This is a genomic window from Pseudoxanthomonas sp. LjRoot143 (genome assembly GCF_964252945.1).
In the GTDB taxonomy this organism is placed as follows: domain Bacteria; phylum Pseudomonadota; class Gammaproteobacteria; order Xanthomonadales; family Xanthomonadaceae; genus Pseudoxanthomonas_A.
Genome location: NZ_CAXUPM020000001.1, coordinates 1,311,104 through 1,329,322, shown reverse-complemented (window position 1 = coordinate 1,329,322; position 18,219 = coordinate 1,311,104). Strand labels below are relative to the sequence as shown.

21 protein-coding genes are annotated in these 18,219 nt (G+C 68.6%); 11 read left to right on the top strand and 10 right to left on the bottom strand.

What is annotated here, in order from left to right:
- The first annotated feature begins 39 nt into the window (after positions 1 to 39).
- The gene (gene dbpA / locus ACSQ1W_RS06240) at positions 40 to 1,416 is read left to right on the top strand and encodes an ATP-dependent RNA helicase DbpA (RefSeq protein WP_436042327.1); all 1,377 of its coding nucleotides are present in this window, start codon (positions 40 to 42) and stop codon (positions 1,414 to 1,416) included.
- Positions 1,417 to 1,484: 68 nt separating this feature from the next.
- Here dbpA and ACSQ1W_RS06235 read toward each other — a convergent pair whose 3' ends face one another.
- A complete protein-coding gene (locus ACSQ1W_RS06235; protein WP_162110978.1) occupies positions 1,485 to 1,694 on the bottom strand; it encodes a cold-shock protein in 210 nt (69 codons plus the stop codon).
- 302 nt (positions 1,695 to 1,996) lie between these two features.
- Between ACSQ1W_RS06235 and ACSQ1W_RS06230 the strand changes: the two genes are divergently transcribed.
- From ACSQ1W_RS06230 to ACSQ1W_RS06220, 3 genes are all read left to right on the top strand, one after another.
- Positions 1,997 to 2,554: a YaeQ family protein gene (locus tag ACSQ1W_RS06230; RefSeq protein ID WP_436042326.1), complete on the top strand. Its 558-nt coding sequence runs from the start codon at positions 1,997 to 1,999 to the stop codon at positions 2,552 to 2,554.
- Between the two features lie 4 nt (positions 2,555 to 2,558).
- On the top strand, positions 2,559 to 3,740 hold the full coding sequence (locus tag ACSQ1W_RS06225) for an NAD(P)/FAD-dependent oxidoreductase (RefSeq protein WP_436042325.1): 1,182 nt from the start codon (positions 2,559 to 2,561) through the stop codon (positions 3,738 to 3,740).
- Positions 3,741 to 3,809: 69 nt separating this feature from the next.
- Complete coding sequence (locus ACSQ1W_RS06220; RefSeq protein ID WP_436042324.1) at positions 3,810 to 5,414, top strand: carboxylesterase/lipase family protein; 1,605 nt, start codon at positions 3,810 to 3,812, stop codon at positions 5,412 to 5,414.
- A gap of 117 nt (positions 5,415 to 5,531) precedes the next feature.
- Here ACSQ1W_RS06220 and ACSQ1W_RS06215 read toward each other — a convergent pair whose 3' ends face one another.
- The 4 genes from ACSQ1W_RS06215 to ACSQ1W_RS06200 form a co-directional block, all read right to left on the bottom strand.
- Entirely contained in the window at positions 5,532 to 6,515 is a 984-nt protein-coding gene (locus ACSQ1W_RS06215) for an LLM class flavin-dependent oxidoreductase (protein WP_436046119.1), read from the bottom strand.
- Positions 6,516 to 6,599: 84 nt separating this feature from the next.
- The gene (locus tag ACSQ1W_RS06210; protein ID WP_436042323.1) at positions 6,600 to 7,271 is read right to left on the bottom strand and encodes a glutathione S-transferase; all 672 of its coding nucleotides are present in this window, start codon (positions 7,269 to 7,271) and stop codon (positions 6,600 to 6,602) included.
- A gap of 140 nt (positions 7,272 to 7,411) precedes the next feature.
- Complete coding sequence (locus tag ACSQ1W_RS06205; protein WP_436046117.1) at positions 7,412 to 8,971, bottom strand: protein adenylyltransferase SelO; 1,560 nt, start codon at positions 8,969 to 8,971, stop codon at positions 7,412 to 7,414.
- A gap of 5 nt (positions 8,972 to 8,976) precedes the next feature.
- Positions 8,977 to 9,726, bottom strand: a complete 750-nt coding sequence (locus ACSQ1W_RS06200) for a sulfurtransferase (RefSeq protein WP_436042322.1) — start codon at positions 9,724 to 9,726, stop codon at positions 8,977 to 8,979.
- Between the two features lie 86 nt (positions 9,727 to 9,812).
- Between ACSQ1W_RS06200 and ACSQ1W_RS06195 the strand changes: the two genes are divergently transcribed.
- Genes ACSQ1W_RS06195 through ACSQ1W_RS06180 form a run of 4 tightly spaced genes read left to right on the top strand, consistent with a single transcriptional unit; the run spans position 9,813 to position 11,658 of the window.
- Entirely contained in the window at positions 9,813 to 10,175 is a 363-nt protein-coding gene (locus tag ACSQ1W_RS06195; protein WP_436042321.1) for an ArsR/SmtB family transcription factor, read from the top strand.
- On the top strand, positions 10,172 to 10,624 hold the full coding sequence (locus ACSQ1W_RS06190; protein WP_436042320.1) for an SRPBCC family protein: 453 nt from the start codon (positions 10,172 to 10,174) through the stop codon (positions 10,622 to 10,624). Before ACSQ1W_RS06195 ends, ACSQ1W_RS06190 begins: the two co-directional genes overlap by 4 nt.
- Positions 10,625 to 10,642: 18 nt before the next feature.
- Entirely contained in the window at positions 10,643 to 11,104 is a 462-nt protein-coding gene (locus ACSQ1W_RS06185) for an SRPBCC family protein (protein ID WP_436042319.1), read from the top strand.
- On the top strand, positions 11,101 to 11,658 hold the full coding sequence (locus ACSQ1W_RS06180) for an SRPBCC family protein (RefSeq protein WP_436042317.1): 558 nt from the start codon (positions 11,101 to 11,103) through the stop codon (positions 11,656 to 11,658). The genes ACSQ1W_RS06185 and ACSQ1W_RS06180 overlap by 4 nt, the downstream gene beginning before the upstream one ends.
- Positions 11,659 to 11,661: 3 nt before the next feature.
- Here the strand turns inward: ACSQ1W_RS06180 and ACSQ1W_RS06175 are convergent, their stop codons facing one another.
- On the bottom strand, positions 11,662 to 12,024 hold the full coding sequence (locus tag ACSQ1W_RS06175) for a DUF6164 family protein (RefSeq protein ID WP_436042316.1): 363 nt from the start codon (positions 12,022 to 12,024) through the stop codon (positions 11,662 to 11,664).
- Positions 12,025 to 12,112: 88 nt separating this feature from the next.
- Between ACSQ1W_RS06175 and ACSQ1W_RS06170 the strand changes: the two genes are divergently transcribed.
- Positions 12,113 to 12,547 carry an FKBP-type peptidyl-prolyl cis-trans isomerase gene (locus ACSQ1W_RS06170; RefSeq protein WP_436042315.1) on the top strand — a complete coding sequence of 145 codons (435 nt, stop codon included), beginning with the start codon at positions 12,113 to 12,115 and terminating at the stop codon, positions 12,545 to 12,547.
- A 4-nt stretch (positions 12,548 to 12,551) separates the two neighbouring features.
- Here ACSQ1W_RS06170 and ACSQ1W_RS06165 read toward each other — a convergent pair whose 3' ends face one another.
- Positions 12,552 to 14,162, bottom strand: coding sequence for a serine hydrolase (locus ACSQ1W_RS06165; protein ID WP_436042313.1), 1,611 nt, complete (start codon positions 14,160 to 14,162; stop codon positions 12,552 to 12,554).
- A 97-nt stretch (positions 14,163 to 14,259) separates the two neighbouring features.
- Between ACSQ1W_RS06165 and ACSQ1W_RS06160 the strand changes: the two genes are divergently transcribed.
- Entirely contained in the window at positions 14,260 to 15,522 is a 1,263-nt protein-coding gene (locus tag ACSQ1W_RS06160; RefSeq protein ID WP_436042312.1) for a TIGR03862 family flavoprotein, read from the top strand.
- Positions 15,523 to 15,698: 176 nt separating this feature from the next.
- On the opposite strand, the gene ACSQ1W_RS06155 is transcribed toward ACSQ1W_RS06160, so the two are convergent.
- The 3 genes from ACSQ1W_RS06155 to ACSQ1W_RS06145 are packed head-to-tail and all read right to left on the bottom strand — an operon-like array spanning position 15,699 to position 16,951.
- Positions 15,699 to 15,911, bottom strand: a complete 213-nt coding sequence (locus tag ACSQ1W_RS06155) for a hypothetical protein (protein ID WP_436042311.1) — start codon at positions 15,909 to 15,911, stop codon at positions 15,699 to 15,701.
- A gap of 3 nt (positions 15,912 to 15,914) precedes the next feature.
- Positions 15,915 to 16,259 carry a RidA family protein gene (locus ACSQ1W_RS06150; protein ID WP_436042310.1) on the bottom strand — a complete coding sequence of 115 codons (345 nt, stop codon included), beginning with the start codon at positions 16,257 to 16,259 and terminating at the stop codon, positions 15,915 to 15,917.
- Between the two features lie 29 nt (positions 16,260 to 16,288).
- The gene (locus ACSQ1W_RS06145) at positions 16,289 to 16,951 is read right to left on the bottom strand and encodes a DUF998 domain-containing protein (protein ID WP_436042309.1); all 663 of its coding nucleotides are present in this window, start codon (positions 16,949 to 16,951) and stop codon (positions 16,289 to 16,291) included.
- A gap of 176 nt (positions 16,952 to 17,127) precedes the next feature.
- Here ACSQ1W_RS06145 and ACSQ1W_RS06140 point away from each other — a divergent pair, with 176 nt between their 5' ends.
- Positions 17,128 to 18,210 carry a diguanylate cyclase gene (locus tag ACSQ1W_RS06140; RefSeq protein ID WP_436042308.1) on the top strand — a complete coding sequence of 361 codons (1,083 nt, stop codon included), beginning with the start codon at positions 17,128 to 17,130 and terminating at the stop codon, positions 18,208 to 18,210.
- Positions 18,211 to 18,219 lie beyond the last annotated feature (9 nt).

Here is an 18,219-nt window from a genome sequence, read left to right as displayed (position 1 = left end):
GGTCCGGGCAGCGGCCGCGCCGATCTGCGAAAATGCCGCATGCTCGATTTCACCTCTCTCCCGCTGGCGCCCGGCCTGCAGCAGGGCGTCCAGGCGCTCGGCTACACCCAGCCCACCCCGATCCAGGCCCGCAGCCTGCCCGCCATCCTCGACGGGCGCGACGTCATCGCGCAGGCGCCGACCGGCAGCGGCAAGACCGCCGCGTTCGGTCTGGGCCTGCTGCACAAGCTGGACATCGCCACGGTACGCACGCAGGCGCTGGTGTTGTGCCCGACGCGCGAACTGGCCGACCAGGTGGCGCAGCAGCTGCGCAAGCTCGCCGTCGGCCTGCCCAACCTGAAGGTGTTGACGCTGTGCGGCGGCATGCCGCTGGAGCCGCAGCTGCGTTCGCTCGAGGCGCACGACCCGCACGTGGTGGTTGGCACGCCCGGGCGCATCCAGGAACTGCTGCGCAAGAAGGCCCTGCATCTGGGCGGCGTGCGCACGCTGGTGCTGGACGAAGCCGACCGCATGCTCGACATGGGCTTCGAGGAACCGATCCGCGAGATCACCGGCAAGACCCCGAAGGACCGGCAGAGCCTGCTGTTCTCGGCCACCTTCACCGATGCCATCCGCGCGATCGCCCGCACCACGCTGCGCGATCCGCTGGAAGTGACCGTCGACGCACCGCAGGAACAGGCGGTGATCGAACAGCGCTTCCTGCAGGTCGATCCCGCGCGCAAGCAGACGGCGCTGGCCGGCCTGCTCGCGCAGTACCGCGTGGAGTCCGGCGTGGTCTTCTGCAACATGCGCAAGGACGTGGACGAAGTCGCCGGCTCGCTGCAGCACTTCGGCTTCTCCGCCCTCGCCCTCCACGGCGACATGGAACAGCGCGACCGCGACGAGGTGCTGGTGCGCTTCGCCAACCGCAGCTGCAACGTGCTGGTCGCCAGCGACGTCGCCGCGCGCGGGCTGGACATCGAGGACCTGGCGCTGGTGGTCAACTACGACATGCCCAGCGATGCCGACACCTACGTGCACCGCATCGGCCGCACCGGTCGTGCGGGGCGTGACGGCCTGGCGATCAGCCTGTGCACGCCACGCGAGCTGCCGCGTGCCGCCGTCATCCAGGAACGCCTGGGCGCACCGCTGATGTGGGACCGCCACGTGCCCAGCGCACCGAAGGCGCACGCCGCACCGCCTGCGGCGATGACCACGCTGCGGATCGATGCCGGCAAGACCGACAAGCTGCGGCCCGGCGACGTGCTCGGCGCACTGACCGGCGATGCCGGCCTGTCGGCATCGGCGATCGGCAAGATCAACGTCTTCCCCACCCGCACCTACGTGGCGGTCGCACGGGACAAGGCCGGTGCCGCGCTGGCGCGCCTCAACGCAGGCAAGATCAAGGGGCGCAGCTTCCGCGTCCGCAAACTCTGACGCCCACAAACAAAAACGCCGGCGCTTGCGCACCGGCGTTTTCTTGAACCGAAGGGTTCAGGGCTGGATTACAGCGCCTGCACCTGGTCGGCCTGCATGCCCTTCTGGCCCTGCACGGCGACGAAGGAGACCGCCTGGCCTTCCTTCAGCGACTTGAAGCCATTGCCCTGGATCGAGCGGAAGTGCACGAACAGGTCGGGGCCGCTCTGCGGGGTGATGAAGCCGAAGCCCTTGGCGTCGTTGAACCACTTGACGGTGCCGGTCTGACGATCAGACATCTTTACTAACTCCTGAAACATGGATGAAAGGACCACAACCCCGGCGATGGCCGGGACGGGACTGGGTTTGCAGGCGTTGGTAAAGCGGGAAGATGTAGCAGATGTATCTACCGCATCAGGCTCACGATTCACGGTGACCCTGGCAAGCACAGTGCCGCGCACTCTACCGGGGTTTCAACGTAAAAGCGAATCCCTGCTTCAAGAAAGCTGAACAGGGGTCGCCCGACCAGGCTGTGAAACCGGTTGCGCCGGGTCTCGCCGGCCACCAGCGTATGATGGCGCCCCTTTTCCGGACCCCCGCCATGGCGCTCAAAGCCACCGTCGTCAAAGCCGAACTGCAGATCAGCGACATGGACCGGCACTACTACGGCACCCACGCGCTGACGCTGGCCCAGCACCCCTCCGAAACCGATGAGCGGCTGATGGTCCGGGTGCTGGCGTTCGCCCTGCTCGCCAAAGACCGCCTGGAGTTCGGCAAGGGCCTCAGCAACGACGAAGAACCGGACCTGTGGCGCAAGGACTACACGGGGCTGATCGAACAGTGGATCGATCTGGGCCAGCCGGACGAGTCCCGTATCCGCAAGGCGTGCGGGCGCGCCAATGAGGTGATCGTCGTCAACTACGGTGGCCGTGCGGCCGATCTCTGGTGGGACCGGAACAGCGCGCTGCTGGCGCGCCACCGCAACCTGACCGTGCTGGATATCCCTGCCGAGTCCGTGGATGCCATGACGGCACTGATGGCACGCACGATGCGCTTCAACGTGATGATCCAGGACGGCGAAATGCAGTGGATGACCGACGACAACGTGCTCAGCGTCATGCCGTCGATCCGCCAGGCAGGCCTCGCCCGGGCCGCCTGAGCGCATGCTGCCCACCCATGACGTGCTGGTCATCGGCGGTGGCGCCGCCGGCCTGATGACCGCGCTGACCGCCGGCCAGCGTGGCCTGCGCGTGCTGGTGGTGGAGCACGCCAACAAGGTCGGCAAGAAGATCCTGATGTCCGGTGGCGGGCGCTGCAACTTCACCAACACCGGCACCACACCCGCGAATTTCCTGTCGGCCAATCCGCACTTCTGCAAGTCGGCGCTGGCGCGCTACACACCCACGGACTTCATCGAACTGGTCGAGCGGCACCGCATCGCCTACCACGAGAAGGAACTGGGCCAGCTGTTCTGCGATGTCTCGTCCAAGCTGATCGTGAAGCTGCTGGTGGACGAATGCCTGGCGGCCGGCGTGCGCATCGAGACCGGCTGCGGCGTGCACAAGGTCGAGCACGCGGAGGGCGTGTTCCGGCTGGAGACGGCGCTGGGCCGCTTCGCTGCGCCGTCGCTGGTCATTGCCAGTGGCGGCCTGTCGATTCCCAGCATGGGCGCTACGGGCTTCGGTTACGACCTGGCACGCCAGTTCGGTCACGACGTGCTGCCGACCCGCGCCGGCCTCGTGCCGCTGACGCTCAGCGGCAAGCACCAGGAGCGTCTGGCCGATCTCAGCGGCGTGTCGTTTCCCGTCGAGGCGCGCTGCGGCAAGGCACGCTTCCGCAACTTCATGCTGCTGACCCACCGTGGCGTCAGCGGGCCGTCGATCCTGCAGATCTCCTCCTTCTGGCAACCGGGCGACGACCTGCGGCTGGACCTGCTGCCCGACCGCGATGCGCTGGACTGGCTGCATGCCCAGCAGAAGCAGCGCCCCGACGCCGAACTGAAGACCGTCCTGTCCGACGCGCTGCCGCGCCGCTTTGCCCAGCGCCTGTGCGAGGTCTGGCTGCCCAACCGGCCGATGAAACAGTTCAATGTCCCCCAACTGAAGGACGTCGCCACCCTGCTGGCCGACTGGCCGCTGGTCGCCAGCGGTACCGAGGGCTATCGCACCGCGGAGGTCACGCTGGGCGGGGTGGACACCGACGGCGTGTCCAGCAGCACGATGATGTCCAAGCACGTGCCCGGGCTGTTCTTCGTGGGCGAGGTGCTGGACGTCACCGGCTGGCTGGGCGGCTACAATTTCCAGTGGGCCTGGGCCTCGGGCCACGCGGCGGGCATGGCGGCCTGACGCACTGCGGCGTTCCCGCCAGGGCCGCCTTTGCTAGCCTTTGGAAACCGGTGTCATCCGAAGGTTTCCATGACCGCATCTCCCGAAACGCCGCGGCGCCGCTTCCTGGCGCAGCTGGCCGGCACGTCGGCGCTCGTCACCCTGGCGACGACCCTGCCCGCCACCGCCCGCAACCCGGTCCTGGCGACGACCCGCAGCGGCCGCATCGCCGGCATCGTCGACCGGGGCGTGCACGTCTTCCGCGGCGTGCCCTACGGGGCCGACACCGGCACGCGGCGCTTCCAGCGTGCGCTGCGGGAAACCGCATGGACCGGCGTGCGCGACGCGATCCGCTTCGGCGCATCCGCCCCGCAGCGCGGCGATGCCGATGGCCAGGCCGTCAGCGAGGACTGCCTGTTCCTCAACGTCTATACCCCCGCCCTGCGCGACAGTGGCAGGCGACCCATCCTGTTCTACCTCCATGGCGGCGGCTACAACAACGGCTCGGGATCCCATCCGCTCTACGACGGCGTGAACCTGTGTCGCCGCGGCGATGTCGTCGTGGTCACCGTCAACCATCGGCTCAATGCGTTCGGTTATCTCTACCTGGGCGAAACCGGCGACGAACGCATGCTGGACTCGGGCAACGTCGGCCAGCTCGACCTGATCGATGCACTGCGCTGGGTGCGGGAACACGCGCACGAGTTCGGGGGCGATGCCGGCAACGTGAGCGTGTTCGGCCAGTCCGGGGGCGGCGCCAAGATCGCCACGCTGATGGCGATGCCGGCGGCCGACGGCCTGTTCCACAAGGCGATGACGATGAGCGGCCAGCAGGTGACCGCCGCCGGTCCGCGCGCGGCGGCGCAGCGCAGCGCGCTGTTCCTGGCCGAACTCGGCCTGCGGCCCGGCGACATCGACGGGTTGCTGACGATGCCGATGGCGCGTCTGCTGGACGCCACGCGGGTCCGCGATCCGTCGCGCGCAGAGAACACATCGCTCTACTTCGGCCCGGTGCTGGATTCGCGCAGCCTGCCCCGCCATCCCTTCTACCCGGATGCGCCCTCGCAGTCGTCGCGCATCCCGATGGTCGTCGGCAACACGCGCGACGAAACGCGCGCCTTCCTCGGCAACGAACCCGCGAATTTCGCACTGACGTGGGAGCAGTTGCCGCAGAAACTGCGCGAGCAGCAGTATGTGGACCTGTCGCCGGACGTGGTGATCGCCGAGTACCGGCGGCTGTATCCGGCTTACACGCCGTCGGAGGTCTTCTTCGCCGCAACCACCGCCGGGCGCTCGTGGCGCGGCGCCATCATCGAAGCCGAGGAACGCGCACGGCAGGGATCGCCCGCCTGGGTCTACCAGCTCGACTGGCGCTCGCCGGCAGACGACGGACGGCTGCGCGCCTTCCACACGCTCGACATCCCGTTGGTGTTCGACAACACCGGCGCCGAAGGCTCGAAGACCGGCACCGATGCCCGCGCCCGCACGATGGCGGCGCGCCTGAGCAGCGCGCTGATCGCCCTCGCCCGCCGCGGCGACCCGAACCACGCGGGCATTCCATCGTGGCCGCCGTACACGCTGCCACAGCGGCAGACGATGGTGTTCGACGACGACAGTGGCATGCAGGACGACCCGCGCGGCGATGAGCGGCGGCTCTACGAACGCGTGCCCTTCATACAGCGAGGCACGACGTAGGGCGGGCCCAGGCCCGACATTACCCTCCAACCGCGCGCATCGACAAGGATCGAGGCCGCGGCGACTCCGCCGAACATCCCATCACCAACGCCATGCGATGGCGGGCTTGAGCCCGCCCTACGACCGCATCACGTCGGCCGCGATCTCGAACGAACGCAGGCGCTTGGCGTGGTCGAAGATGTTGGCGGTCAGCATCAGTTCGTCCGGGCGATGGCGCTGGATGAACTCGGCGATGCCCTTGCGCACGGTATCGGGATTGCCGACGACGGCGCAGGCCAGCGCCTGCGCGACGCCCGCTTTCTCGTGCGGTTGCCAGAACGCTTCGATATCGTCGATCGGCGGTGGCACCAGTCCGGCGCGGCCGCGGCGCAGGTTCACGAAAGCCTGCTGTTGGGTGGTGAACAGGTAGCGCGCTTCCTCGTCGGTCTCGGCGGCCACCACGTTCAACGCCAGCATCGCGTGCGGTTTGGCCAGATGTTTGGACGGACGGAAGTCGCGGTGGTACAGCAACAGCGCCTGGTCCATCGCGTCGGGGGCGAAGTGCGAGGCGAACGCATACGGCAGCCCGAGGGCGGCGGACAGCTGCGCCCCGAATAGGCTGGAACCCAGCAACCAGACCGGCACGTCGAGTCCGGCACCCGGCACCGCGCGAACGGCCTGTCCTTCCTGCACCGGCTCGAAGTAGCGCAGCAGTTCCTGCACGTCCTGCGGGAACTGCTCTGCGCTGTCGAAGTAGCGGCGCAACGCACGCGCCGTCGGCTGGTCGGTGCCGGGCGCGCGCCCCAGGCCCAGATCGATGCGTCCCGGGTACAGCGACGCCAGCGTGCCGAACTGCTCGGCCACCTGCAGCGGCGAATGGTTCGGCAGCATGATGCCGCCGGAACCGACGCGGATGGTCGACGTCGCACCCGCGACGTGTCCGATCAGCACCGCCGTCGCCGCACTGGCGATGCCCGGCATGTTGTGGTGCTCGGCGAGCCAATAGCGCGTGTAGCCCCAGCGCTCGGCATGCTGCGCCAGGTCGCGCATGTGGACGAAGGCCTGGGTGGTGTCGCTGCCTTCGCAGACGGGAGCCAGATCGAGAAGCGAGTACGGGATCATGGGTGTGCCGGTAATGACGATGCCATCGTCATGTGGCCGCATGGCGGGGGATTCCACCACCCGCCGCGGGATGCTGTATCCCGCTCAGCCGAGCAGATCGAACGGACCGCCCTGCTCCAGCGCGCGCTGGTAGGCGGGGCGCGCATGGATGCGGGCGAGGAACCCCGCAAGATTCGGATGCTTCTCCAGGCCGGCGCGTACCGCGGCCGCTTCGACCGGAAAACTCATCTGGATGTCGGCCGCGCTGAATTGCTCACCGGCGAACCATGCCGCCTTGCCGAGTTCGCGCTCCATGTAGTCCACGTGCAGCGTCACCTGCGGTCCCACGAACGTCCGCATCGCCTTGTCGGCGATGCCGCGCGCGATCGGGCGTGCGAAGAACGGCATGGGCGCCTTCTTCAGGCGCGAGAACACCAGGCTCAGCAGCATCGGCGGCATCGCCGAGCCTTCGGCATAGTGCAGCCAGTAGCGGTAGCGCAGATGCTCCGCCGTCCCCGGTGATGGCGCAAACCGGCGCGCGGCGTCGTAGCGCTCCACCAGGTATTCGAGCACGGCACCGGATTCGGCAAGCACGTGTTCGCCATCCACCACCACCGGCGATTTGCCGAGCGGATGGATCTTCTTGAGTTCAGGCGGCGCCAGCATCGTCTTCGCGTCGCGCTGGTATCGGACCACCGTGTAGTCCAGGCCCAGTTCCTCAAGCAGCCACAGCACGCGCTGCGAACGCGAGTTGTCGAGATGGTGGACGGTGATCATGCGCCGGCGCTCCGCGAAGGGTCCGCCATCCTACCGCGCGGCATATACCGTTGTGGGAGCGACGTAAGTCGCGATCGCTTTCCCTGCTCCATCATCGCGACTTGCGTCGCTCCCACACCTGTCATACCTGTCATTGCACTCTACGAGCTGCACGACAGCATCGAGCATCCCGCCCGCTGTCTCGCCCAGTCGGGCCTCTTCTGCGCGAACCGTTCGCGTCCCGGCTGGTCGTCGTACGGCCGGCGCATGACGTCGAGCAGGTCGTGTACGCCCGACAGGTCGCCGGCATCCGCTGCATCGATGGCCTGTTGGGCCAGATAATTGCGCAGCACGTACCGCGGGTTGGCCAGCCGCATCTGCTCCCGGCGCAGCGCGGGCTCCATCGCGTCCGCGGCGATGCGTCCGGCGTAGCCGTCGAACCAGTCCCTCAGCCCCGGCATCGCGTCCTCGCGCTTCGCCGGGTTGTAGAAGACGTCATCGAACGCCGAGAGCGTCGCATCGGCCGGATCGGCATCCATCAGAGCGCGGAAAAAGAGCGTCATGTCCATCTCGCCCTGATGCAGCAACGCCTGCAATGTCTCCATCCGGGCGACGTCGTCATCGCGGCAGTCCGCCAGCCCCAGTTTCGCCGCGATGGTCTCCCGGTCGACGCGTGCATAGACGTCGGCGAAGCGCTGCAAGCCCGCCTGCAACGCCTCCACGCCATCGAACAGTGGCGACAGTGCCTGCGCGAAACGGCTCAGGTTCCACCACGCGACCCGCGGCTGCCAGCCGAAGCGGTAACGGCGTCCCTGCGCATCGGTGGTGTTCGGCGTCCAATCCGGGTCGTAGTTGTCGATCCAGCCGTAGGGACCGTAATCGATGGTCAGGCCCAGCACGGACATGTTGTCGGTGTTCATTACGCCGTGGACGAAACCCACCCGCATCCAGTGCGCCACCATCACCGCCGTGCGCTCGCAAATCTCGGCGAACCACGCGGCGTAGAGCGCCTCGCCTTCGCCGGAGAGATGCGGGAAATCGCGGCGGATCGTGAAGTCGGCCAGCGTGCGCAGCAAGTCGATCTCGCCGCGCGATGCCGGCAACTGGTAGTGCCCGAAGCGCAGGAACGAGGGCGCCACGCGGCACACCACCGCGCCCGGTTCGGGCGTCGGATGGCCGTCGTATAACATGTCGCGTACCACCTGCTCGCCGGTGCCGACCAGGCTCAGGGCACGCGTCGTGGGCACGCCGAGATGGTGCATGGCCTCGCTGCACAGGAATTCGCGGATCGAGGACCGCAGCACCGCACGGCCATCGGCGGTGCGCGAGTAAGGCGTCGGGCCTGCGCCTTTGAGCTGCAGTTCCCAACGTTCGCCATCCACGTTGACCGTCTCGCCCAGGGTGATGGCGCGACCGTCGCCCAGCTGGCCTGCCCAGTTGCCGAACTGGTGGCCACCATAGTTGCCGGCATACGGCTGCATCCCGGGCAACAGCGCATTGCCACCGAACACCTGCGCGAAAGCCGGCGATGCGACATCGGCGTCGTCGAGCCCGAGCAGTGTCGCGACTTCACGCGAATGGGCCAGCAGCGTCGGTGCGGCGACCGGCGTCGGTTCGATCGCCGACCACAGCGCACCCCGCACCTCGCGGCGACGGAATCCCTGCTTTGCGTCGCCCGGGAGCTCGCGTACGAAACGATTGTCGAAACGCAGGGCGTCCAGGCCGCTCATGCGGCGTCCGCGGCGTCGTCCACCAAAGGCGTCAGGTCCGGGCGCAGCGCCACGCGTTCGTCGAACACGAAGCAGGCGCCGTCGTAGCCGAAGCCGCCGACCTGCTCGAAGTAGCCGAGGATGCCGTCGTCCAGCTGCAGCACGTTGTCCATGCCGTCGCCCTGCATCCACAGCGCGGCCTTCTCGCAGCGGATGCCGCCGGTGCAGAAACTGACCACGGTGGCGTCCCGCAAGGCGTCGCGATGCGGAGCCAGTGCGGCGGGAAGATCGGTGAACTTGTCGATCGGCAGGGTCAGCGCGCCGGCGAAGGTGCCGTACTCGATTTCCTGCGCGTTGCGGGTGTCCAGCATCACCACGCGGCGGCCCGCGTCGTCATGTCCCTGTTCCAGCCAGCGCGCCAGCGTGCGGGGTTCGACGACCGGTGCCCGTGCGTCCTCGGGCGTGGTGCCCGGACGGCGGAAGCTGATGATCTCGGGCTTCACCTTGACCTTGAGCCGGGCGAAGGGAATCTGCAGGCTGCGGCTGTACTTCACCCGCAGCCCGGCGAAGCGTGGGTCTTCGCGCAGCGGTGCGAGGAAGGATGCGATCGCGTCGGCCCCGCCGGCCAGGAACAGGTTCAGCCCCTCGCCCGCCACCAGTACGGATCCCCGCAGCGACAGCGCCTCGGCGCGTGCATGCAGGGTGGCCGCGAACTCGTCGGGCGCCTCGATGGGGACGAAGTGGTAGGCGGCGATGTTGGTGATCATGGTGCGATTTTACCGTCCGTCGGCCACCCGTCCTTTATTCAACCATATGGTTGACAGTTCCGGGCATCGCCCGAATACTCAACCACATGGTTGAACATGACTCTCCCCGGCTCGACGCCGTCTTCCACGCCCTCGCGGACGGCACCCGTCGCCGCATGTTGCGCAGCCTGGGTGGACAGCCGCGCAGCGTCGGCGAACTGGCAGCGCCGTTCCAGATTTCGCTGGCCGCAGCCTCCAAGCACATCAAGGTGCTGGAACGCGCCGGCCTGGTGACGCGGCAAATCCAGGGCCGCACGCATCTGTGTCACCTGCGGCCACAGGCACTGGCCGAAGGCGAGGCCTGGCTGCGGCAGTACGAGCAGTTCTGGAGCGCCCGCCTCGACGCCCTCGATGCCGTCCTGCAGGCAGGCACCGCCTCCCTTCCCTCCTCCACCCGGAAACAGCCATGACGCGAGCTCCCACGCCCGACACGGTCAATGTCACCGTGCAACGTTCCTTTGCCGCACCCGCCGAACGCGTCTTCGACGCCTGGCTGACGCCTCGCCTGCTGGGCCAATGGATGTTCGGCCCGGACATCCGCGAGGAAAAACTGCTGCGCCTGGACGTGGATCCCCGCGTCGGCGGCCGCTTCTCGATGCTGGTCGAACGCAGCGGCGAACGCATCGACCACGTGGGCGAGTACCTGGTCATCGACCGACCGCACCGGCTGTCTTTCACCTGGACCATCGCCGGCGAAGCCGACCAGGACGGCAGCGTCGTGGAGATCGCCATCTCGCCGACGCCTGACGGCTGCGAGCTGCGCCTCACCCATCACTTGCCACGCGCCTGGGCGGACTACGCCGACCGCACGCAGCAAGGCTGGAGCACGATGCTCGACGCCCTGCACGCCATCTTCTGAAGTACAAGCGAGGGCGCCATGCCATCTCCTCCCATCGCCCGCACGCAGATGCTGGTTCGCGTGCCCGCCGCCACCGTCTTCGACGCCTTCACCGATCCCGCCGTCACCTCGAGGTTCTGGTTCACCCGCGCGAGCGCACCGCTCCGCGCAGGCGCCAACATCACCTGGCACTGGGACATGTACGGCGCGGAGGCGTTGGTGACGGTGGACCGCTTCGAGCGTCCACGGCGGCTGGGCATCCGCTGGCCGAACCCGGTCGAGTGGACGTTCGACGACCGCGGCGACGGCACCACGCTGGTGAAGATCGAAGCCTCCGGTTTCGCGGGCGATGCGGATGCGCAGATGCGCGACGCGCTCGACCAGCAGGAGGGTTTCGCGCTGGTGCTGGCGGGCTGCAAGGCCTTCCTCGAGCACGGCATCGCGCTGGACCTCGTGGCTGATCATGCACCGGACGCGCATGTCGGCGAACGCGCTCCATGAGCGGTCCGGACGCGAGCTTCGGCACCCTGGTGGCCTCCGACACGGTGCGCCTGCAACGCTCACTGCCCGGCCCCATCGAACGCGTCTGGCACTACCTCACCGACAGCGACGCGCGCGGGCAATGGCTGGCGCGCGGACGGATGGAGCTACGGGTAGGCGGTTCAGTGAACCTCGAGTTCCGCCATGACACCTTGCCGGCGCAACACGGCCCGACACCGGAACGCTTCCGCACCGGCGACGGTGGCCATCACCAGCCAGGGCGCATCACCGCCTGCGAGCCGCCGCGCCTGCTGGCGCACACCTGGGGCGAAGCCCATGGCATGCCGTCGGAAGTGCGCTACCAGTTGGAGCCAATCGGCGATCGCGTGCTGCTGACCATCACCCATCGGCGGCTGGTGGGGCACGACACCCTGGTCAGCGTCGCCTCGGGCTGGCACGCCCATGCCGGCATCCTGGTCGACCTGCTGGAGCATCGCGCCCCTGCGGATTTCTGGATCACCTACGAGGCACTGGAAGTCGAGTACGCACGGCGCCTGCCGCGCGGGACGGCCTGAGCGTCAGAGCAGCAGCCAGGGCACGGCCAGCGTCAGCACGATGATCGCCACCATCGCCGCCAGCATGCCGATGACATAGGCCGGCCGCGCCTGAAGCTGTCCCATGAACGTCTCGGCGCGTCCTTCGCGCTCATCCGCGGCCTGTTGCATGCGGGCCTGATCGCGACGCCGCGCCTGGTAGTTCGCCATCAGCGCCTTCGCACGCGCCAGCTGGTCCGCGTCCTCGATCCACAGCCCGCCTGCGGAGATCCCCCACGGGCTGGGCTGGGTTTCGTAGAAATCGATCGCGTTCGAGCGCAGAAGGTCGCGTACCTCGTCGGCTTCGTCGCCGGGCACGTTGCGCAGGTTCAGGAAAAGTTTCGCCATGCCGGCAGTGTACCCGGTGCGTCTACGCAGCCCGTCGCGCAGGATCGGTTACCCTGCGCGCCTCCCGCCCCACCGGATGACGTCCTCGATGCGTACCCTGCTGCTCGCTGTTTCGCTGACCCTGCTCGCCGCCTGTGCGCCTGCCGGCCCGCCCCCGGGAGGCAGCGTCGCCGACTTGGAGCGCATCGACACGCTCGCCGGCACCGGTGCCGTGGCGACCAGCGGGAGCGATGTCAGCGTGCACTACACCGGCTGGCTGTACGACGAGAACGCCCCGCAGCAGCGCGGCATGAAGTTCGACAGCTCGGTCGACCGCGGCAAACCCTTCACCTTCCTGCTCGGCGCCGGTCAGGTGATCCGTGGCTGGGACGAAGGCGTGGCCGGCATGAAGATCGGCGGCAAGCGCACGCTGAAGATTCCTGCCGACCTGGGCTACGGCAGCAAGGGCGCCGGCGGCGTCATCCCGCCGGGCGCCTCGCTGGTGTTCGATGTCGAGCTGCTCGACGTCAAGCCGCACGACTGATCCGTCAGTGCTTGTCGTCCGCGACCGGCACCAACCGCAGGTCGTGGAAATCGAAGCTGAAATCCGTCAGCGGTGAGATCGCCTCCATGCGTGCCTCGCGGATGCCGCCGTCCGGCTTCAGCGAGTAGGTCAGGAAGGCATCGGCGTTGAGCCAGCGCTCGCGCCAGCGCACCACGAAGGTATCGTGCTGCCACGGCTGCAGGTCGCCGACCAGTTCCGGCGTGCGACTGAAACGCAGGACCAAGCCGTTGCCCTCCTGCGTCACCACCACGTCGCCGTACCACGCGTCGCGCAGCGTGCCGGCGTACTTCGCCAGCGGCAACGAGGGCTTCGCGCCCGCATCGCGTGCGGCCAGCAGCTTCTGCCAGTGTTCGTCGGCGTTGTCCTTGGACTGCGCCACCTGCGCCCGGTAGGCCGCCAACCAGTCGGTGCCGCTGTTGGCCAGGTAGGCATCCAGCACTTTCAGCGTGATCGCGTTGAAGGCGGCGCCCACTTCCTGGTTGGTCAGCACCACCACGCCCAGCTTCTGCTCCGGCACCAGGGTCACCCGCGAGACCATGCCCGGCCAGCCACCGGTATGCCAGACGAGCTTGCGGCCCTGGAAGTCGGACACCATCCAGCCCTCGCCGTAGCCAAGGAAGTTCGGCTTCGCGGCCTTCAGCGCCTCGATCTTCGGTTCGGCAATCGGGATCGGCGTGACCAGCGACCACATCGCCTGCTGGCGTGCCGGCGTGAACAGCGCCTGCGCGCGGCCGCTGGCGTCGCGGTAGGTGCCACCGGCGAGCTGCGCGTTCATCCATCGGGCCATGTCGGTGACGCTTGAATAGATCCCGCCGGCGCCAGCGACATTCCGCCAGGTCATCCGCGGCGCCGGCTGCAGCGTGGTGAAGTCGGCCTTGGCATGGCCGGTGGCGACGTTGTCGCCGGGCTTCAGCGCATCGCTGTTGTAGCGCGTCCCGCGCATGCCCAGCGGCTGGAAGAAGCGCGTCCGCAGGAACTGGTCGTACGACTGGCCACTGGCCTGCTCGATCACCAGCTGCGCCACGCCGTAGAGGATGTTGTCGTAGGCGTAGCGCTCGCGGAAGCCGCCGGTGAGCGGCACGTCGCGCAGGCGCTCGGCGACCTCGCGGTTGCTGTAGGTGGTGGTGGGCCAGAACAGCAGGTCGCCCGCGCCCAGGCCCAGGCCACTGCGATGGACCAGCAGGTCGCGGATGCGCATCTCGCGGGTGACGTAGGGATCGGCCATGCGGAACCACGGCAGGTGGTCGATCACCCGGTCCTCCAGCGTCAGCTTGCCCTCGTCGGCCAGCATCGACAGCGAAGCAGCGGTGAAGGCCTTGGTGTTGGAGGCGATGGCGAACAGGGTGTGCGCATCGACCCGCGCCGCCTTGCCCATTTCGCGTTCGCCCCAGCCTTTGGCCAGCACCACCTCGCCGTCCTTGACCACCGCCACCGCGATGCCGGGCACGTCGAAGGCGTCGCGGACCGATTCGACATACGCGTCGATGTCCTGCAGCGCGGGCGGCGGTGCGGCTTCCTTCGCGGCCGCGCCGGACGCGAGCAGGCAGAGCAGCCAGAGGGCGCGACCCGTGGCCGCCGGCAGGTTCGAACGCATCGTGTATCCCGTGTCTGGAGGTCCGCGCGACGATACCGCATGGCGTACGCGCCCTGCGCCTGCCGGAAGCGACGGACGGTCACGGCATACTATGCGGATGCCTGCGCAACGCCCCGAAGATGCCGCCTCCCCGCCCACCATCACCGTCATCGGTGGCGGTCCTGCCGGGTTGATGGCGGCCGAAACCCTGCGCGCCGCCGGGCTGCAGGTCGACCTGTACGACGCCAAGGGCTCGGTGGGACGCAAGTTCCTGATCGCCGGCAAGGGCGGGATGAACCTGACCCACTCCGATCCCTTCGAGGTGTTCGTCACGCGCTATGCCGGGCGTCGCGACGACGTCGCCACGTGGCTACGCGACTTCGATGCCGATGCCCTGCGCGCGTGGGCGCGCGGCCTGGGCGTGGAGACCTTCGTCGGCACCTCGGGGCGCGTGTTCCCGTCCGACCTGAAAGCGGCACCGCTGCTGCGCGGCTGGGTGCGGCGGCTGCGCGAACAGGGCGTGCGCTTCCACGTGCAGCACCGCTGGCTCGGCTGGGACGACGCCGGCACGCTGCGCTTCGCGACGCCCGAGGGAGAGATCGCCGTACAGGCCGATGCCACCGTGCTGGCGATGGGCGGCGGCAGTTGGCCCGAGCTGGGCTCCGACGGCGCGTGGGTGGAACCGCTGGAAGCCGAAGGTATCGCCATCGCGCCGCTGCAGCCATCGAACTGCGGTTTCGACATCGGCTGGAGCGAGCATCTGGCCGCGCGCTTCGCCGGTGAGCCGCTGAAGCCGGTCGTCGCGCACTGGCAGGATGCCGACGGCAAGGCCCACCAGCGCCAGGGGGAATGCGTCCTCACCGCGACCGGCATCGAAGGCAGCCTGGTCTACGCCCTGTCGCCGATGCTGCGCGACGCCATCGCGCGCGATGGCCACGCCACGCTGGTGCTGGACCTGCTGCCCGGTCGGGAGGAAGCGGACCTCGCCCGCCGTCTCGCCAGGCCGCGCGGCTCGCGCAGCCTGAGCGAACACCTGCGGCGCGAAGCCGGCGTTGCCGGCGTGCGCGCGGCGCTGCTGTACGAAGTGCTGGACAAGGCGGCGCTCGCGGACCCCGCGCGCATCGCGCGGACGCTGAAACGTTTTCCGTTCCGCCTGCAGCGCCCGCGTCCGATCGCCGAGGCGATCAGCAGTGCCGGCGGGATTCCGCTGGAGGCACTGGGCCCGCAGCTGATGCTGCGTGCCCTGCCCGGCGTGTTCGCCGCCGGCGAGATGCTCGACTGGGAGGCGCCCACCGGCGGTTACCTGCTGACGGCCTGCTTCGCCAGCGGCCGGCACGCCGCGCACGGCGTGATCGACTGGCTGGCGCAACGCAGCGCCTGAGTGGTCGTCCGCAGGGGCTGCGGCGCGCACCCCGGGAAGTGCGTGCCGCAGCGGCTGCGGAACGTGGGCGGCACGATACGCGACGAGGTGTTGAAGTCCGGTTAGCGTTTCAAAGCAGTTTTATTACAGACATTTACGGCCGGATGTGCATGCTTGTCCTCACGCGGCATGCACCCTCATTCTGCTTCGTCGCCCGCCGGTTTTTCCGCGCCACCTTCGCGGCGCGCCTTCGCCGCCACGTGCATGTTGTCGACCAGATTGGGATAGCGCCGACCCGCCGCCGCAGCGCGAGCGCGGGCTTCCTCCACCTGCGCCGGCGTCAGTTTCAAGCCGCCACCACGCCGCTTCGGCGCAGGGCGTTGCCAGGGGCCGGGCTTGCGCGTCGCCATGCCTCAGACCGCGGCAGTCACCACGATCTCGATCAGCCATGCAGGACGCGCGAGGTTGGCCTGCACGGTCGCGCGCGGCGGTGGGTTGCCTTCCGGCACCCACGCATCCCACACGCGGTTCATCGCCTCGAAGTCCTGCAGGTCCTTGATGAAGATTTCGGCACGCAGGACCTTCGACTTGTCGGTCCCTGCACGCGCCAGCAACGCGTCGATCTCGCCCAGCACCTGCTGGGTCTGTCCGGCGATGCCTTGGGTGGCGTCTTCGGCGATCTGGCCGGCCAGGTACACCACGCCATTGTGGATGGCCATCTCGGACAGTCGCGGACCTACGTCGAAGCGTTGGATCATGGGGTTTCCTCCGTTGTTGAATGGGCAGCTTAGCGCCGCCGGCGCACCGCCGCACCGGATGCCGCGCGCCATAGCCACCACCCGCCGAGCCACATGGCGACGACGATCAACGCGATCAGCAGTTTCTGCACCCAGCCCGGACCTGCAGGCGGCCAGAGCACATGCAACCACAACAGGGCGTAGCAGATCGATGACCACGCGGCGGCCAGCGGAAAGTACCGACGCCACGCCTCGTCCAGGCGAAACCGCCACGCCTGCAGCAGCATGCCGGTGGTGACGCAGAGGAACGCGGTGATCGCGCAGGTGTGATGGAACCAGTGATGGAAGTCCGGCGCCGACTGCGGCAGCCAGGAATCGCCGATCGCCACGCCCGCCAGCCCCGCGGCGCCCATGCAGAACAGCAGCAGCGGCGCCGAGCTGCGCGCCCTCGCCGACAATTGCGCGCGCAAGCCCATCGCGAGCACCACGATGGTCGCAGCGAGCACGCAGTACGTGGTGCGCAGCAGCAGCCCCCAAGGGCCGAGCAGATACTGGCTCAGGGTGGCCCGCTGCCAGTCCAGGTCGCCCCGCACCAGTTGCAGTGACCCCGCCACCATCAGGAACCCGACCGCACCGGTCATCGCGGCCAACCCGGCCAGCCGGATCGGCGTTGGAGGGGACAGCCGCCGGGCGGCAGGTCGGGGCTCGGGCATCGGCGGATCACGCAGGGAAGGCACCGGATTATCGTCCAGCCGCTCAAGAATCCGTGCGGGTGGCCGCTCTGGTAGGCATGACTCCGTAGCGTGCCCGCCATCACGCTTTGACCTACACTCCGCCTTCCCCCGGCGCCCCGGGGATGGCCGCCACGAGCAAGGGGACTCCAGCGCCAATGCCGTTCACCGCACCGCCCGGGACCGATCCGGAGCGTCATACCCAACGCCTGCCGCGCCGGATCTACCGGCTGCGGGTGCTCGGCATGGGGTTGAGCGCGCTGCCGATCGGCATGGTCCTGCTGGAGAACCAGGCGGCCGCGGGACACTGGGTGTTCCTGCTGTTCACCACCGTGCTGTGGCCGCAGCTCGCGCTGTGGCTGGCGCTGCGCCACCCGGTGCCGTTCCGCGGCGAGATCCGCAACCTGCTGGTCGACTCGATCCTGGCCGGCATGTGGGTGCCGCTGATGGGCTTCAACCTGCTGCCCAGCGTCCTGCTGGTGACCCTGGCCACGGTGGACAAGATCAGCACGGGCATCGACCGGCTCTGGTACTGGTCGCTGCCGCTGATGGCCGCCGGTGCGGTGGCCGCAGGCACGGCGACCGGGTTCGAGGTGCAGGCGGTCACCAGCATGCCGGTGATGGTTGCGTGCCTGCCGATGCTGCTGATCCACACGATCGCCGTCAGCCAGGCCAGCTACCGCCTGGTGCGCAAGGTGAAGCGGCAGAACCGGCAGCTGGACGAACTGAGCCGGCGCGACACGCTGACCGCGCTGGACAGCCGCCGTTACTGGCAGGAACAGGCGGCACTGCTGCTCGACCAGTGCGCGGCGACCGGCGAGCCGGCCACGCTGCTGATGATCGACATCGACCACTTCAAGACGATCAACGACCGCTACGGCCATGCCGCCGGCGACGACGTGCTGCGGGCGACGGCGGAGGTGATCCGCCACAGCATCCGTGGCCACGACGCGGCCGGCCGGCTGGGCGGCGACGAGTTCGCGGTGCTGCTGCGCGGCACCGACGTGGAGGCGGCCGGCATCGTGGCGCAGCGCATCCGCGAAGGCGTGCAGGCGTTGCAGGTGGACAGTGCGCCGGGGCTTCGCCCCACCGTCAGCCTGGGCCTGGCGAAGACGACGGGAGCTGCCGGCCTGCGGGCCTGGCTGGAAGCGGCCGACCGGGCGCTGTACCAGGCCAAGAGCCGGGGCCGCAACCAGCTGGCGATCGACGACGGCCTGCGGGCGATCGTCGACACACCCTGATCCTGAGCC

Bases quoted from the DNA above. Each gene is read 5' to 3' on its own strand.
- dbpA (WP_436042327.1), top strand. From the start codon at position 40: ATGCTCGATTTCACCTCTCTCCCGCTGGCGCCCGGCCTGCAGCAGGGC.
- ACSQ1W_RS06235 (WP_162110978.1), bottom strand. From the start codon at position 1,694: ATGTCTGATCGTCAGACCGGCACCGTCAAGTGGTTCAACGACGCCAAG.
- ACSQ1W_RS06230 (WP_436042326.1), top strand. From the start codon at position 1,997: ATGGCGCTCAAAGCCACCGTCGTCAAAGCCGAACTGCAGATCAGCGAC.
- ACSQ1W_RS06225 (WP_436042325.1), top strand. From the start codon at position 2,559: ATGCTGCCCACCCATGACGTGCTGGTCATCGGCGGTGGCGCCGCCGGC.
- ACSQ1W_RS06220 (WP_436042324.1), top strand. From the start codon at position 3,810: ATGACCGCATCTCCCGAAACGCCGCGGCGCCGCTTCCTGGCGCAGCTG.
- ACSQ1W_RS06215 (WP_436046119.1), bottom strand. From the start codon at position 6,515: ATGATCCCGTACTCGCTTCTCGATCTGGCTCCCGTCTGCGAAGGCAGC.
- ACSQ1W_RS06210 (WP_436042323.1), bottom strand. From the start codon at position 7,271: ATGATCACCGTCCACCATCTCGACAACTCGCGTTCGCAGCGCGTGCTG.
- ACSQ1W_RS06200 (WP_436042322.1), bottom strand. From the start codon at position 9,726: ATGATCACCAACATCGCCGCCTACCACTTCGTCCCCATCGAGGCGCCC.
- ACSQ1W_RS06195 (WP_436042321.1), top strand. From the start codon at position 9,813: ATGGTTGAACATGACTCTCCCCGGCTCGACGCCGTCTTCCACGCCCTC.
- ACSQ1W_RS06190 (WP_436042320.1), top strand. From the start codon at position 10,172: ATGACGCGAGCTCCCACGCCCGACACGGTCAATGTCACCGTGCAACGT.
- ACSQ1W_RS06185 (WP_436042319.1), top strand. From the start codon at position 10,643: ATGCCATCTCCTCCCATCGCCCGCACGCAGATGCTGGTTCGCGTGCCC.
- ACSQ1W_RS06180 (WP_436042317.1), top strand. From the start codon at position 11,101: ATGAGCGGTCCGGACGCGAGCTTCGGCACCCTGGTGGCCTCCGACACG.
- ACSQ1W_RS06175 (WP_436042316.1), bottom strand. From the start codon at position 12,024: ATGGCGAAACTTTTCCTGAACCTGCGCAACGTGCCCGGCGACGAAGCC.
- ACSQ1W_RS06170 (WP_436042315.1), top strand. From the start codon at position 12,113: ATGCGTACCCTGCTGCTCGCTGTTTCGCTGACCCTGCTCGCCGCCTGT.
- ACSQ1W_RS06165 (WP_436042313.1), bottom strand. From the start codon at position 14,162: ATGCGTTCGAACCTGCCGGCGGCCACGGGTCGCGCCCTCTGGCTGCTC.
- ACSQ1W_RS06160 (WP_436042312.1), top strand. From the start codon at position 14,260: ATGCCTGCGCAACGCCCCGAAGATGCCGCCTCCCCGCCCACCATCACC.
- ACSQ1W_RS06155 (WP_436042311.1), bottom strand. From the start codon at position 15,911: ATGGCGACGCGCAAGCCCGGCCCCTGGCAACGCCCTGCGCCGAAGCGG.
- ACSQ1W_RS06150 (WP_436042310.1), bottom strand. From the start codon at position 16,259: ATGATCCAACGCTTCGACGTAGGTCCGCGACTGTCCGAGATGGCCATC.
- ACSQ1W_RS06145 (WP_436042309.1), bottom strand. From the start codon at position 16,951: ATGCCCGAGCCCCGACCTGCCGCCCGGCGGCTGTCCCCTCCAACGCCG.
- ACSQ1W_RS06140 (WP_436042308.1), top strand. From the start codon at position 17,128: ATGCCGTTCACCGCACCGCCCGGGACCGATCCGGAGCGTCATACCCAA.